10 protein-coding genes and 1 pseudogene are annotated in these 15,115 nt (G+C 58.8%); 4 read left to right on the plus strand and 7 right to left on the minus strand.

The genetic code is table 11. The features are described from left to right. Nucleotides 1-220 precede the first annotated feature (220 nt). Nucleotides 221-544: a hypothetical protein gene (locus P6U23_RS28415; protein ID WP_407175719.1), complete on the plus strand. Its 324-nt coding sequence runs from the start codon at nt 221-223 to the stop codon at nt 542-544. 408 nt (nt 545-952) lie between these two features. Here P6U23_RS28415 and P6U23_RS28420 read toward each other — a convergent pair whose 3' ends face one another. The 3 genes from P6U23_RS28420 to P6U23_RS28430 all read right to left on the minus strand — a co-directional run bounded on the left by P6U23_RS28420 (nt 953) and on the right by P6U23_RS28430 (nt 3,455). Continuing rightward, nucleotides 953-1,813, minus strand: a complete 861-nt coding sequence (locus P6U23_RS28420) for a MaoC/PaaZ C-terminal domain-containing protein (RefSeq protein WP_407175720.1) — start codon at nt 1,811-1,813, stop codon at nt 953-955. Between the two features lie 284 nt (nt 1,814-2,097). Then, nucleotides 2,098-2,820: an OmpW/AlkL family protein gene (locus P6U23_RS28425; RefSeq protein WP_407181614.1), complete on the minus strand. Its 723-nt coding sequence runs from the start codon at nt 2,818-2,820 to the stop codon at nt 2,098-2,100. Between the two features lie 134 nt (nt 2,821-2,954). After that, the gene (locus P6U23_RS28430) at nt 2,955-3,455 is read right to left on the minus strand and encodes a hypothetical protein (protein WP_407175721.1); all 501 of its coding nucleotides are present in this window, start codon (nt 3,453-3,455) and stop codon (nt 2,955-2,957) included. A 202-nt stretch (nt 3,456-3,657) separates the two neighbouring features. Here P6U23_RS28430 and P6U23_RS28435 point away from each other — a divergent pair, with 202 nt between their 5' ends. Continuing rightward, nucleotides 3,658-3,882, plus strand: coding sequence for a hypothetical protein (locus P6U23_RS28435; RefSeq protein WP_407175722.1), 225 nt, complete (start codon nt 3,658-3,660; stop codon nt 3,880-3,882). 905 nt (nt 3,883-4,787) lie between these two features. Here P6U23_RS28435 and P6U23_RS28440 read toward each other — a convergent pair. The 3 genes and pseudogenes from P6U23_RS28440 to P6U23_RS28450 all read right to left on the minus strand — a co-directional run bounded on the left by P6U23_RS28440 (nt 4,788) and on the right by P6U23_RS28450 (nt 9,572). Continuing rightward, nucleotides 4,788-6,050: a redoxin domain-containing protein gene (locus tag P6U23_RS28440; RefSeq protein WP_407175723.1), complete on the minus strand. Its 1,263-nt coding sequence runs from the start codon at nt 6,048-6,050 to the stop codon at nt 4,788-4,790. Nucleotides 6,051-7,088: 1,038 nt separating this feature from the next. Then, nucleotides 7,089-8,292 (minus strand): annotated as a pseudogene (sbmA, locus tag P6U23_RS28445) (peptide antibiotic transporter SbmA). 362 nt (nt 8,293-8,654) lie between these two features. Further along, complete coding sequence (locus P6U23_RS28450; protein ID WP_407175724.1) at nt 8,655-9,572, minus strand: TauD/TfdA dioxygenase family protein; 918 nt, start codon at nt 9,570-9,572, stop codon at nt 8,655-8,657. 911 nt (nt 9,573-10,483) lie between these two features. On the opposite strand from P6U23_RS28450, the gene P6U23_RS28455 reads away from it, so the two are divergent. Further along, nucleotides 10,484-11,026, plus strand: a complete 543-nt coding sequence (locus tag P6U23_RS28455) for a hypothetical protein (protein WP_407175725.1) — start codon at nt 10,484-10,486, stop codon at nt 11,024-11,026. Between the two features lie 280 nt (nt 11,027-11,306). Beyond that, nucleotides 11,307-13,433: a prolyl oligopeptidase family serine peptidase gene (locus P6U23_RS28460; RefSeq protein WP_407175726.1), complete on the plus strand. Its 2,127-nt coding sequence runs from the start codon at nt 11,307-11,309 to the stop codon at nt 13,431-13,433. Nucleotides 13,434-13,973: 540 nt separating this feature from the next. On the opposite strand, the gene ald is transcribed toward P6U23_RS28460, so the two are convergent. Continuing rightward, entirely contained in the window at nt 13,974-15,086 is a 1,113-nt protein-coding gene (gene ald, locus P6U23_RS28465; RefSeq protein ID WP_407175727.1) for an alanine dehydrogenase, read from the minus strand. Nucleotides 15,087-15,115 lie beyond the last annotated feature (29 nt).

Genomic DNA, 15,115 nt, shown 5'->3' on the forward strand with positions numbered 1-15,115 from the left:
CAATGTGACCACAGGTCCCTTCCGGCTAATATCGCGCACCGCCTCACGTTGTCCGGGAAGAATGTAGATCGGCCTGACAGATAGGGGAACAGTTGTCTTGATGCGACATTCGATTTTGCAGGAAGGTCATATGTCCCATTTTCGGGCCCGGTCGAAATCCTTCCCATCATAGCCTTCCGACCTATTGTGGCGGGGTGGGATTTCGAGCACGGCGCCCAAGATGTCCGGTGATCCGATTTCTGCCGGCGTAGCGAGCGTCGGCAGCACGGATATGCCTCGGGCCGCTGAGCCTTTGGCCCCGAAAAGTTGCTGCGCGGGAGAGCTTCCTCAAGAGCTTGCATCGGCGCTTGTTCGAACGCGTCTGGCCTATGGCCGGCAATTCCGAACGACCGAGCGCAACCTCGGCGTCGCGCCTCATCTGATCGAGATTTCACCACATCTGGTGCTCGACGCCCAATATTGGGAGGACAACACCCATCCGGCGGACGAACTTGCCCTTCGCTTCCATCCGCTTGGTATCCGTGCTTTCGTCTCCAAACGGTAACGGTCGCTGGTCCGCGATTGGCCGCTGACGTGCTGGTCACGCAGTTCGGCGGGCGAACGCTTCACATGGGGCGGCGCCAAGTTGAAAGCGGCTGGTGACGCACGCGCGATGGATATCGCGGCGCTTCAGGCTGTCGACAACCATAAGCTCGGGCCACTCATCGCTTTCGCCCGTGTCATAAACTCAGTCAGATCTCTATTCTGGCAAAGCGTCGGCGAACTCACGCACCGAAGAGCTCACAGCCGAATTTCTGCCGGAACTGGCTTCTTCATTGACGAGCGGGGATAATGAACTCGTGGTGGACAACCGCTAAGCCCTGCTGCCCAAGGAGAAGTCGGCAATGCACGTTCGTGCAATCGACTCCTGGCGTTCCCGAGCTTATGCTCGGCGAAGCGGGCTCGCAAATGCTCAGCCCAGCACCGTCTGCCCATTCTTGGCCACGATAACTTGCCGCTCTCGAACATGAGCTTCGAACGAAATCGAATCGCCATCCTTCCAGAGATTGACTGTAACAATCTCACCTGGGAACACCGGGGCGGAAAAGCGGACGCGATGACGACGGAACGCAGAGGGATCATAGTCGGCATACGTCTGCAACACAGCTCTGCAGGTTAATCCATAAGTGCACATGCCATGGAGAATGGGCTTGGGAAAACCCGCCCGAATCGCGAATTCCGGATCGCTATGCAAGGGATTTCGATCCCCAGAGAGGCGATAGATGAGCGCTTGGTCTGGACGGATCGCAAAATCGACTGATCTATCCGGCGGCCGGCGGGGTACCTGATGCGGCTCAGGCATGCCCTCCGATGGTCCACCGAACCCGCCGTCGCCTCGCGCAAAGATCGAAGAAACTATGGTGACGATCTTGCCACCGTCGCCATCTCGGACGAACACTTCGTTCTGAATGACAGCGCCCTTCTCCCTGCCCTTGTCGTACACACCGAGCACGCGTGCATCTGCGGTCGCGCAGGCCGCGATAGGTATGGGCTTGTGGAACGTGATGTCACGTTCGCCATCAACGACCATCACGCGATTGAGGTCAATGACGCCCGGTCGCACTCCCCAGGCGCAGACCGAGGCAAAAGTCGGAACAACCTTCAGCGGCTTGGGGCTTGCAAATGCCTCATTCACAAACTGCAGCTCTTTTTCGTTGCGAGGATCAGATCCCATGCCGATGCCAAGCGCATAGAGCATCACCTCACGATCGCTCCACGAATAGGGAGTTGCTTCAGTCTTGAGATCAAGAACCGCGGGATAGTCGATTGGCATTTTCGGCGGCTTCCTTTGCTACGCATCCCGTTCGTGTCACGCCAGCATAGTCGCGCTGTATCTCACGCGTGATGGCGGAACGAACGAAGCGATGCTTGTTAGCATGATCATTGACGGCATAATGGCCCATGGCGCGCTCGTCCCGGATGGCGACGTCGCCCTCCTTAGGCATCGAAGCCGACTTCATTCTTCGGTCTCGGCTTCATGCCTGTGAGATGGCTTACCCAATGGTTCATAGGTAAGTCAGATGCGGCACCAGGTTCGGCTCCCGGCGCCAGCCCGCATCAGAACTTGTAGGTGACACCGGCGCCCACCAACCAGGGATCGATGTTGGCTCGTCCGGTGACCGGGATCGCGTTGTTTACGGTCGCCGAATAGTCTGCCCGCAGCCACAACTTCTTCACGTCTACGTTGAGGCCCCAGTGATGGTCGAACATGTAGTCGAAGCCGAATTGGGCGGCGGCGCCAACCTGATTGCCAATGTGCAAATCCGTCACCGTTAGGCCAGCGAAGGGCGTATTGGCTGCGGACTGGTTGAAGAATACAGTGTAGTTGATGCCAGCGCCGATATACGGTTTGAACGCACCGAAGTCTGTGAAGTGATATTGAAGGGTCAGCGTCGGCGGCAACAGCCCGGCCTTGCCGATCTCGAGCCCGCTGAGCGTCCCGCTGCCGCTGACATGATGGCTGGTCACGGCGAGAATGAGTTCGGCGGCGATGTTCCTGGTGAGGAAATAGGTGATGTCGAGCTCCGGTATCACTTGATTGCTGATCGAGAGCCCGGAATTCGGCGACGAGAGAAGCGGAACACCGGCGACATTGACTGTGCTGCCTCCAGCATCCGGCAATACGCCGAGTACACGCAGTCGGATCATCCAGGGATTGAAGGGCTCAACCGGCGGCGCCTTGGTGTAGACCGGCTCCGCAGCCTGTACCGACATGGCGGCCCCGCCGAACGCCGCCGCGAGCACGAGCAGGGATGACATCGCCAGAATTGTTCTTCTCATCAAATTCTCCATTTCCAAGGTCAGCATGGGATAACCGTCCAGGTGCGCCCGCAACGACAGGGCGCGATTAACGACCGGGATGCTGCGGGCCCGACCGGTGCCGTCCGCGCCGAGACGGGCACTCAAGCGGAGCGCTAGGCAACCTTCATGGTGGACTGCTTACGGTCTTCTGGCGTGTCACACTGCACTGGCCCTCGAGGCTGACGGGCGACCGTACGACGGATGCTCGAACGGGACCTGATCGACGGTGCGCGCTCCCAGGCCCGGACGTCGATCTCGAACATGCCGCAGGACGAGCGGTCGAACGACTCGAGGGCAGCGGCCTGCTCGGCCGAGAGTTTGAAACGCGGCTGGCCTTGGCGTCGCGCGGCAGTCGCTTGCAGCCGCCTCCAGTAGAGCGGTCGGTCATCACTGTAAGGCACGCTGGCTTTGAGCGGCGCGCGTTGCTGCGCGCGATCGACGGCAGTCCGCCATAGCTGCTGCTCACGTAGAAATGACTCCGTTTCACGATGTTCTTGCAGTTTGCATAAGCGATCGACCAGCGAGAGCCCGACTCTCTCGAAGCTAGCCCCCTCGATCATCTGACGGGCGAACGAATTCGGCTGCAGCACGGCAGGATTACTGTTGTCGGCCAAGGGCGAGCGATTTTCCTCGACCGATAAAGTGGCGGTCTGGTCTAGGCACGGCGCGGTGAGCAGGGCGGAGCCCGTGGGGTAAGTGGCAGGGCGCTCCGGACATCTCGTGTGCGCTGCAGGCGAGATCACCCTGCCCTGCGCTATCACGGATAAGGCAGCGCTCCGCACTCGCTCACAACTTTGTCGCGGGAGTGAATGCTTCATGGCGTTTAGAGTTCTGGTCCTGGGCAATGCGTATTCAGGCTCGAACGAATGGACTAAGAACGCTCCAGCAATCAGCGTGCCACTTGCGGCACTGACGCTTTGCTTCACGAAACAGACGCGCGCCTGCAAACGCGCCAGCGACTACAAAAGAATCACCATCCTCGGCACGCTGAATGAATGTCGTCTTGGTGTTCGAGCCTCGGCGCGACAAGCCATTTCATAATGATCGATCGGACACGCATCATCAGCAACTGCTGTCAGAGGTCGACGGTTTTGGAAGGGCTGTTTCCGTCGTCATCCCGGTAGTCGGCGCGCCACGCGCGGGCTCAATGCGTCCCTCCCTAACGAAAGAAACACAATTGCGGTCAAAGCAGCTATGGAAAGCTTGGCCTCCCTGTTGTCTTTTCGACATGATGGTCATCAATCGGACATCGATGGCCGGCCACACATGAAGGTAGATGAAGCCCGTCGCATCTCACGCCTAGCGCTTCGCTTATGAGTCTAGGATCTCGCCATCATCATGAGGAGCCAAGACGGTCCCCAATCTCTAAGCAATCCGACCAGGACAATAGACCGTCCGTGCAAATCGTCATGGAGGGAGCCACGATCGAAGCGCGCGAGGGCGATTGCGTCTCGGCGGCACTGCTTGCACGGGCTACGACGTGCCTCGTGCAACACCGGTGCGCTGCCCGCCACCCTCGCCTTAATGCACGATTAGAATGTGCTTCGATTGTCTCGTGACCATCGATGACGTTGGCGCTGGCCCATCGCTCTCGACTCTTGCGGCAGTCAAGGCGATGTAGTTCGCGGCCTCTCGGGCAACCTGATGAGTTTCGGGCTCCTCGGGGCTTGCATCATCGGTTCGGAAGGCGGGGCCAAGGGGCGCACTGCGCCACGAACCAAAATCCCCGTTGGCCAGAGCACAACGTGGAGTCGCCCTTCCGCGGCACTAGACTGAGCATGGCCATTGAGCATTGGATTGTTTGCGCCCAGCGCCCCGCGGCTCAACTTCACCTAACGAGATGGGTTTTGTCCCGACCGGGCAGATGATAAAGTAAGGCTTTAGCCTGCTGTAAGCCGGCATGGAGCCTACTTTCAGTTTCCTTTCAAGACGAACAGCGAAGCAACTCAGTTCAGACGAATATCTCTCCCCAGTCTTTGCTCGTGCAGGGACGGCACTTCAAGGCTTCCAATCGTTTTGCTTGGCGGAATTTCACAAAAGTAGTTGGTCAGCGACTTCAGCAGCTGCGACTGAATGTGCTCTTTCAGTTCGACCGGAATATTTTCCGGACCATCTAACGAATTCAGGGCTCGCCCCACCAACTCGATCGCGCGATCCACGTCGCCGCTCTCGTAATAGTACTGAGCGACGCTCGCATAGGAGAGGAACTTGGGGCCGTCTTCGCGCTGCGGAGGATCGAGTGCGAGGATGTGGTCGGACAATTCCTTACCGATGGCAAAGCGATCGGCAGCGGGAAACTGGGAATTGTCTTTGGCCGGATTAAAAAGCTGGCCCATGGCACTGGCCATCCATATCTCCGAGTTTCGCTCGAGAGCATCCCGAGCGAATCGACGCATCACCGGTACCCCTGCCTGGAACTCGCGTATTTTGTGAAGTAACAGATCTGCTTGAAACGCACGCAAATTCAGATCCTCGGGCGTCCGAGCGACCGCCTCTTCGACGACCGAAAGCACGGCGGTCAAATCTGCGCCCTCCAACGCCGGCGTCAGTTCGGCCAATATCAGTTCGTGCGTGGCGCGCTCGACCTCCGCCGGATCGCCTGCTTTCGGTTCATCCCTGGTGCGCCAGACGCCCAAAATTTCCGGCAGGACCTCATCGAGCGCCAACGGATGGCCGATGAAGGCGATGCGGCCCTCACCATCGACGACGAAGGAGGTAGGGATTCCCCGGGAAGAACTGGCGTCCATCCATAGCTTTTTCATTTCGCCCGTAGAGTCCAATGCGATCCGAAAATTGAGATTCGGGACATTCTTGGTAAGCCACGCATCGACCCGGTTGTGGACATCGCCCCCCGTCGCAGCTTCCTCAGCTAGGACACCTAAGAGCTCAAGTCCGAGTGCTCTATATTTTTCTTGTAGCTGGACGAGTTTGGGTAGCGCCCTAAGACATGAGACGCACCACGTTGCCCAGAATTCGACGACGTACGTTTTTCCGGCCTGAAAATTCGTGAGGGGCTGCCCACGGAGCCACTTCTCGACTTTGATCGGAGGTGCCGGCGACTTTATATCCAGCACCATATTGGCTTCCAAGCCCATTGCCAAACATTGGGGCATGAGAGCAATCAGGATTGCGACGAACACCACGATCCGGAGACTTCTGGACCAGATTCGAGTCCCCTGCGCGGACGTCGTCGTCGCAGATAGGGTCATGACTTCCTCCTCCTACTCGTGGACCTTAATACGGAGCCACCGCGCAGAATCGACCGGCATCGCGCGAGGGCCCAGCCGATCGTGCCGCCAACCGTCTCGACGATATCGGCCTCCTGTCGAGGATGTCGGAATGAGACAACTGGCAGCCTGATAGCTCTCCTCAAGCAAGGCGCGCGCCAGAGGCTTCGAGCGGCACGCAATGTGTGTTCTTGGTGAGATGAGCTGGTTTCACACTAGCTCGGGTACGACTTGCCTATCACCGTCCACGGCCCAAGCGAGGCTGATCGAATATGTGAGATGGTGGAGTGCCCACCGGAGTTACGGTTAGAGGCGGCTCTCCCCAACTCCGTGCAATGCCTAGCGCGGCAACGCGCCGACATCGCCGTGGCTGCGCATTCTGGCGCACGTCCTCGCGCCGGACGAGCTCTACGCATCTCTCAAATGCTCAGCTCGTACGGAACGATCTTGCGTCAGTATTGCGCCAATGGCGCATACAGGATCGTCAGCTCGTATCAACTGCCTGCCCTCATGCGCGAGTTTTGGCCTCAGGCCTGGGGTGTCTTTCAGGCGTCGTGGTGCGCATGACGATCATGCCACGCGAAAAGAAGAGTCGGAGGTGCAGCGGACTTTGGCGCTAGCCGATGCGCACCGGACAAGCGAAAGCGATGTTGACGATTTCGAGCGAGGAACGTAGGCCGCTCACGGTCATAACACCGTCGCGCTCGCTCCCTGCGGCGCTGACGCCGCGGGCCAAGATCGTGCTGGCCGGCGAACGTGAGCCGAGCAACGTCGTCGTTGCGACGCGGCCTGGTGTCGGCCCGATACGACGGAACAATGGCGCAATCGCTTCATCGCAAATCGGATCGAGGGCTCCAAGAAGAGGTGCGCATCTGCCTCGATCAGGATACCCGCAACCACGCAATATCTATGCTACGAACTTGCGGGAGAGAGGACTAGCACCACGTCGCATTGATGTGGGGAGCGGGTTGGCAAGCAAGGACGCGCCCGCTGCTCTGTCGGACCGTGCGGTGGCGATGATCACGCCGGCTCCTTCTCCGCCTCGATCGATGGGAGCGGCTCGTGATAGATGATCGCCTCGAAGCCGCGCAAACGCTTATAAATCGACATCAGATCAATAATTGTGGTCCAGGAGGTGATGAGATACTGGAACGCGCTCCACACTTCACAGAACGCGCTCGGATTTGGTTCATCGGGCCAAGCGTAATCTTGCCCGCAACGAGGGTGGGAATGAGTAGAACGTAGGAAAAGATGGCGTCGGCCTGCAGATAGACGATGCGGCCGATATTGAAATAGACGCAATTCAGGTAAAGCCGAAAATAATTCCGCCTAACATTGCTGAATAGAACGCGGAGCGTTGCCGGATCGGCGTGAACAGGATCGTCCTCGCCGAGCACGAGCTCCTTGCGATAGGCGGCCTCGACCCGTTGGTTAAAGAATTCGATCGCGGGCAGTCGAATCCCGATCAATGCGAGCGCGCCGGTGCCGAACAGTGACCAGATCACACCCAAACCAGCGGGTACGGGATCGCGCCGATCAGCGGCACCTCGGTGACGACGTCGGACAGCTTCATCAGGATCGGCAGGAAGGCGATCAGCGTCAGCACCGAGCGGATCAGACTGTCACCAAGGTTCTCCAGAGTCTTGGCGAATCGCATCGTGTCTTCCTGCACACGCTGCGAGGCGCCTTCGATGCTGCGGAGCTGCGGCCAGTTTCGGATATAGAAGTCGTTCATCGCGGTACGCCAGCGAAAGATATAATGACTGGTGAAGAAGCTTGTCAGCACGCTGACGATCACGGCCACGAACGCAATACCAGCAAAGATTGACAGCAGGGCGACGAACTCATCGACAGTGACCTGTCTCGACTTGGATACCGCAGCTTGGATGAGATCATAAAACGGACCGAACCAGGCGTTGACCGCGACGGTTACTTGGACCTGAAAATAGGAGGCGAACAGGATCAGCGCGGAGCCCAGAATGGACCAGCCCGCCCAGGGATGCGGAGCAAACAGCATCCAGGCGCCGGCGAAGATGGCGACGCAAAGCGCGAAGTACAGATCGAACCAGAGCCCGGAAGGCGACCAGAAGACCGAAATCCCGACCGGCTTGGGGCCATGGATGAGAGCGCTGGCGAAAGCGTATCAAATCGCCATGGCCAGGGCGGTCCAAAGCAGGGCCGTCAGAAGGAACAGTTTGGGGCGCGGGAAAAACGAAGCGAACATGTCAGGGCGCGCTCTGATAAGGCGATGGGAGCTTATCGAACGATTGCGCGAGGCAAATGGCACCGAGGCGGCACGGTCTCGAGCCGGAACGTAGAACATAAGCAGTGCGGGGGTGCCTTAGTGTAAACCGGCGTCGCCTCTACCGACATCGCGGCCCCGTCGCACGCCGCCTCGAGCACGAGCAGCGACGACGTGGTCAGAATTGTTCTTGTTCTCACCAAATTCTCCATTTCCCAGGTCAGCACCGGGATAACCGTCCAGGTGCGCCCGCAAACAAGGCGCGATCGTCGAGCGGGATGCTGAGGGCCTAGCCGATGCCGTCCGTGCCGAGACGGGCACTCAAGCGGAGCGCTAGGGGACTTTCATGTCGGACCGCTTGCGGTCTTCTGACGTGTCACACTGCATCGGCCGGCGACGCTGACGGGCACGTCGCCCGAGATGGTGGCGCGGCGAACGACGCGATGCAGCTCGCCGTAGTCATTGAGTGCATAATGTTGCGTGGCGCGGTTGTCCCAGATGGCGACGTCACCCGCGTTCCATTGCCAGCGCACGGTGTTTTCGGCCGAGGTAATATGGGACTGGAACAAATCAAAGAGCCTCTGGCCGTCATATTTGGGGATGTCAACAAAGCGCTGCACCAAACAGCCGAGCACTAGCGTGCGCTCGCCCGTCTGTGGGTGCACTCGCACAACCGGATGCTCGGTTTCAAAGATCGTTCGGGTGAAGACTTCGTCAAAATGCTTCTTATCGACCTCGCGAACATGGGCCATTCCGGCGTAATCGAAGGAGTTGCTATGAACAGCCCAGAGCTCGTCTGCAAGGCGTTGCAGCGGCGGCGCCAGGTCGAGATAAGCGGCCGCGGTGTTTGCCCAGACGGTATCGCCGCCAAAGGGCGGGATCACAACGCCTCGCAGGACAGCGATTTTCGGGTAGGCATTAAGGAACGTTCCGTCCGTATGCCACACATCCGCCCTCCCGCCGCCGCGGGCTGAATCAAGCTCGAGAATCGATGCCGTTCCCTTGGAAGCACCGAGCATCGGATGCGACTCCAGCTTCCCCAGACACGCAGCAAATCGCTCCTGCTCGGCGTCATCGAGATGACCCTGATCACGAAAAAAGATGACCTTGTGTTCGAGCAGAAGCCCTTCGATGGCGGCTATTGTCTGGTCTGGTAAATCGCCTGAGAGCTTGATATTCCTGATTTCCGCGCCGATGCGCGCCGCTCGTTTGACGACATCAAGATGCGGAATAACATCAACGGTCGAATCCGTTCCACTCATTACCAGTCTCTACTTTGCTGTTTGTTTGCCAGAGAAGCCATTCGGCCGCGCATATGGCGCATGCCTGATTGCGGCCGCCGAGTCTGAGTGATCAACAATCGGCACCGATCGGCCCGTATGGCGCAATCATCTCGGAAGAACGGGTGATGAAACCCAGGCAGCGGCAGAACAAAGACCAAACGTGTTTTGGCTCCTACCGCCGCTATGCATCTCCCTGGGGAGGGTCCTCACGATTGCGGCGCCGCTCTCGTTTCTTAGTCCCGGAGCGAAGCGCCGGTCCTCGACGAAATGATCAGTCACGTTACCTCTTCATGAGCAATCTCGCGTTACAGATCTTCCAGCAATGTGCGTGCCACTCGCGAAAACAGCTCTCAAGCCTTTCATCTGCGAAGGAAATAGCTCATCCGGACCAACGCCGCGGAGCTGCGCGCTCTAGAAGCGCCACGGTATTGTCGCGGATACAACAAGCGAGGGGTCGGTACCGACCATCACTATTCGCCGGCAACGCCCGCGATTTGCCAGTCAGCTCCCGACTGCAGCGAATCGGGGCCTGAGCATTGAGCGGCGCGTGGATCAGGCGTGCTCCTGATCATTCCGCAGAAGTGCGCGCCCTCGCGCCTCGCGAACTCGGCATCTTTCACAGCCAGGATCGAGCACAAGAAAATCCCTGAGCCGACTTCATGCTGCCAGCGCATTACCCAATCGTTGCTGGGCGTTACCCACCGCTGGTACAGTCGTTTGGCAGATGCTGCCGCGAGGTCACCGGCAGCTTCGCGCTGATTACAGCCGAGAGCAACATCAACACTTGGTAGTTGATCCGCTCGCCCAATTGGCGACCACATTGGTCCGCGAGGCCGACCGAATGCCGGCGGTCTTTCGCTCTTATGCGGCCTCTGCGCGATGAGACAACAATGCACGACGGAATGCCGACATCTCGGTACCTTGATCTATCCAAGCTCGCAATGTCGCGCACCGTCGAATTTATTCCGTCAGTGCACTTGACCTCCGGAAGCGCCAAAAAGGCCGTTCAAGCCATTCAACTGGTCCGGTCGGCCTTTCGTCAGAGGCTGAAGTGCATTGTGATTCCCGCTCCATCTGGCATTACCATCCAATGTCCAGAAGCATCCGTACCTGCTATCCTGAACGCGTCCGCCGCCGTCGAAGAAAAGCTCGATCGTCTTCAGCGGGAGCACCTCACCGCCAATATGGTTCAAGAGATACTTTCGATTACTGCAGCCGAACTTCGCCGTTGGTCAAAGGACGGGCGAATACCGACCTCGGGTCGAGCATTCTTTAGTCAGGGCCGAAAGCAGGTTGGTTTGTTTCTATACTCGTCTGAACCGATTTGCGCCTTAGCGGCCAGACCGGGACAGATCGCCGGTTGGCGTCGTTCCGACAACGAACGAAAGGTCCTCCACAAACAATCTTCATTGTTTCCGTTAGCTGGGCGTTGACGGCTAGCTTGTCACGCTTCAGCCGCCTCCCGCCGCGCACTAGCTGTCTTGTTAATAGCTCGGCTGTCAGGTTTGAGACCGCAAACAACAATTGACGCTGAACACAAAGTAGCAAGCGACTAGAGAGCCTCCAAATTTCAAAGCGGCACGCTGCTTGCTTCGTCGAGGCTCCAGCGGGCGCGGTACACGCGTGTCCGCTATCGAAAACCGAATGCAACTCTTTCCCTCGCTACCGCCGTCCTCGCAATACCCGCGATGGGCGCAGTCCAGGAAAACGACCATGAAAAACGCGATTCTCCTCGCCGCGTCGCTATCCATGACCTGTCTAATTTCCCCGGTAACGCCCAAGACGCTGCCGGCTGCGACAGAGGCCGCCGATCCTTACATTTGGCTCGAAGAGATCGAAGGGCCGCGCGCATTGGCTTGGGCGCGCGCGGAGAACGACAAGACGCTCGGTGTGCTCCAGTCGGATTCTCGCTATCAGCGCCTCAATGAGGAGGCGCTCAACATTCTCCAGGCCAAGGATCGGATCCCGTACGTTTCATTTGGACGGCGCGGTCTCGAGAATTTCTGGCAGGACGAGAAGCAGCTGCGCGGAGTCTGGCGGCGTACCACATTCGAAAGCTATCGGACCCAGAGTCCGCGATGGGACACCATCCTCGACTTGGACGCTTTGGCTGCCGTGGAAAATAAGAATTGGGTCTTTGAAGGAGGCGATTGCCTCCTACCCGAAGAACGCCTGTGTCTAGTCCGACTTTCCGACGGCGGCAAAGATGCCCATGTAGTGCGCGAGTTCGACTCGGACGCCAAAGCCTTCGTCACGACAGGTTTCGACTTGCCGGAGGGGAAGCAGAACGTCAGTTGGGTCGACCGCGACACGATTCTGATTTCACGGGATTGGGGCGAAGGGACCATGACGCAGGCTGGCTACCCTTTCGTCGTGAAGGAGCTCAAGCGCGCCCAGCCGCTCGTTGAGGCGCGCGAGGTGTTTCGCGGAGCACCGACCGATGTCCAGGTCTCGCCATTCGTGTTGAGCGACAATGAAGGCAAGGTCCATGCGACCGGCGCCGTGCGCGCAATCAGCACGTTCGAGCATGAGTATGTGCTCTTCGGGCCCAAGGAGCCGATCAAGCTCAACCTTCCAAAAAAGGCAAGCATCGTCGGTATCGCCAGTGGCCGCCTGCTCGTGACCCTGAACGAGCAGTGGACAGCACCGTCCGGCGGCATCTCGTTCGCAAGCGGCTCGATCATCTCGTATGACTTGGCTGAATGGAAGCAGGACCCGCTGGGCGCCAGAGCGTCGCTCGTCTTCAAGCCCGGATCTCGGCAAGCGGTCAGCGGGCTCGCCACTACCAGAAACCTGTTGTTTCTCACAATTCTCGACAATGTTCAGAGCAAGGGGTTCGTCTACAAATATGGTGAGGGCGCCTGGCAGGGCACGCCGGTGCCGCTTCCGGAGAATGCGAGGGTCGGTCTGTCTTCCGCATCAAAAAAAACGGACGAGGTGATGTTCACGGTTTCCAGCTTTCTCGACCCCCCCTCGCTCTGGTACTTCGACGCCGTAACCCAACGCCTCGCAAAAGTGAAGTCCTCACCGCCTAGGTTCAATGCGTCTAGGCATTTGGTGGAGCAATTCGAGGCAACTTCGCGCGATGGCACCCGAATTCCTTACTTTTTGGTGCGGCCCAGGACCGCGAGGTTTGACGGATCGATCCCAACACTTCTTTTTGGCTATGGAGGGTTTCAGGTTCCAGTGCTTCCGTCTTATGCGGGGCTCACGGGACGGCTCTGGCTCGAGCAGGGCAATGCATACGTCATCGCGAACCTGCGCGGCGGCGGAGAGTTCGGGCCGCGGTGGCACGAGGCTGCCCAGGGGGCAACGAAGCAGCGCACATGGGATGATTTTATCGCCGTTGCGGAGGATCTGATCCGGCGAAAGATCACCTCTCCTCGCCGGTTGGGCGTAATTGGCGGCAGCCAAGGAGGTCTGCTGGTGGGGACCGCCATTACTCAACGACCCGAGCTCTTCAATGCCGCCATCGCGCAGGTCCCGCTGTTCGACATGGTTCGGTTCACCAGACTGGCGGCCGGGGCCTCCTGGATCGGTGAGTATGGCGACCCCGCCATTCCCGAACAGCGCAAGTGGCTCGAGACCTACTCGCCCTATCACAAGCTGGTGTCGGGCAAGACCTACCCTGCTCCATTCATTCTCACCTCCACCAAGGACGACCGCGTACATCCCGCGCACGGCCGCAAGGCAGCCGCGAGGCTAGCTGAGCTTGGCCAGCCCTATTTCTACTATGAGAACATCGACGGGGGGCATAGCGCCGCTGCAAATCTCATCGAAGCTGCACGTCAGGTGGCCCTCGAATATGCCTATGCATTCCGGCGACTTGTCGATGACTGATGTCCAGGAGCCAACATCGCAATCCACATCATCAGCCTTTACTTCGGCACCATCGGCTCTGGATCAGCAAGCGCGTGCTTACAAGGATCTCCGACAATTACAGATTCTTTCGCACTTTCAGGATCGACGGCTTCTTTTAGGATGACGGAGCAAAGATGAACGATGGGAATGGCATGGGTCAGGTGATCAAGATTGATGAGGCCCCGATTCTGGATCCCCACGCGGTAAGGATCGGCGTGATTACCGCTTCAACTAGCCCGCACTCGTCAGGCTTCGTTCCACCTTCTGGTTTTCTGGCAGAAATCAACCGGACGTGTTCTCGTATCTTCCTCGATCAGGAAGAATGCTTGCTTCGAGCAGAGACATCGTCGTCCGTGAGATCTTTGGTCCAGACAGCGCGCCCGTGTCGCTTCCACGGCCGCACGGAATACCTTCCATCTTTAGCGCTCGTCCATATTCGGCACCGAAAAAAGGGCCACTCCCGAAGGAGTGGCCCGGCCAAGTCTGGGAGGAAACGCCCCACAACGGAGGCCTCTGGGATCAAGCCGCGGCCTGATCGATTGGCGAGTATGGCAGGCCGAGGCTCTCGGCCACCGCTCTGGAAGTGAGCCGGCCTCGATAGACATTGAGGCCTGCGCGCAGGTGTGGATTTTCGAGCACAGCTGCAAATCCCTTGTTGGCGAGAGCCAAGCCGAAGGGCAGCGTGGCGTTATTTAGCGCCTGGCTTGAGGTTACCGGGACGGCTCCGGGCATATTCGCCACGCAGTAATGTATGACGCCATCCACCTCGTAAGTTGGTTCAGCGTGCGTCGTCGGACGCGATGTCTCGAAGCATCCGCCCTGATCGATAGCCACATCGACGATCACAGAGCCTTTGCGCATCGAACTCAACATGCCGCGGCTGACAAGCTTCGGCGCGCTCGCTCCCGGAATCAGCACCGCGCCAATCACCACGTCGGCAGCAAATACCTCCTCCTCGATGGCCTCCAACGTGGAGTACCTGGTACGAACACGCCCCTCGAAGAGCTCGTCCAGCTCGCGCAGCCGCGGTATCGAACGGTCGAGGATTGAGACTTCGGCACCCAAACCGACCGCCATGCGCGCCGCATGCGTACCGACGACACCGCCTCCGATCACGACGATACGGGCCGGCTGGACACCTGGGACACCACCAATCAACAAGCCCCGCCCGCCCGCATACCGCTTCAGCGCGCTACCTGCCGCCTCGATCGCGAGCCTGCCTGCCACCTCGCTCATCGGCGCAAGCAGCGGAAGCCCTCCACTCGCGTCAGTCACCGTCTCGTAAGCAATCGCCGTGCATCCAGACTTCAGAAGGCCATCGGCCTGGGACCGGTCGGGGGCCAGATGCAAATAAGTGAAGAGGATCTGGTTTTCTCGGAGCTGTGCCCATTCGGATGGCTGGGGCTCCTTGACCTTGACGACCATGTCGCTCGATGCAAAAACTTCCCGAGCAGAGTTCAGGATTGTCGCACCGACCTTGCGATAATTGTCATCGGTTACGCCAATGCCGGCGCCCGTATTCGTCTCGACAACGACACTGTGACCGGCCGCGACATATTCGCGGATGGCTCCAGGCGTAAGGCCTACCCGGTACTCGTGTGTCTTGATTTCTCTGGGGACACCGATCTTCAATTGCAATCTCCTTTTTCGCGAGCTCTTCT

Source organism: Bradyrhizobium sp. STM 3562 (assembly GCF_045571435.1).
Lineage (GTDB): Bacteria > Pseudomonadota > Alphaproteobacteria > Rhizobiales > Xanthobacteraceae > Bradyrhizobium.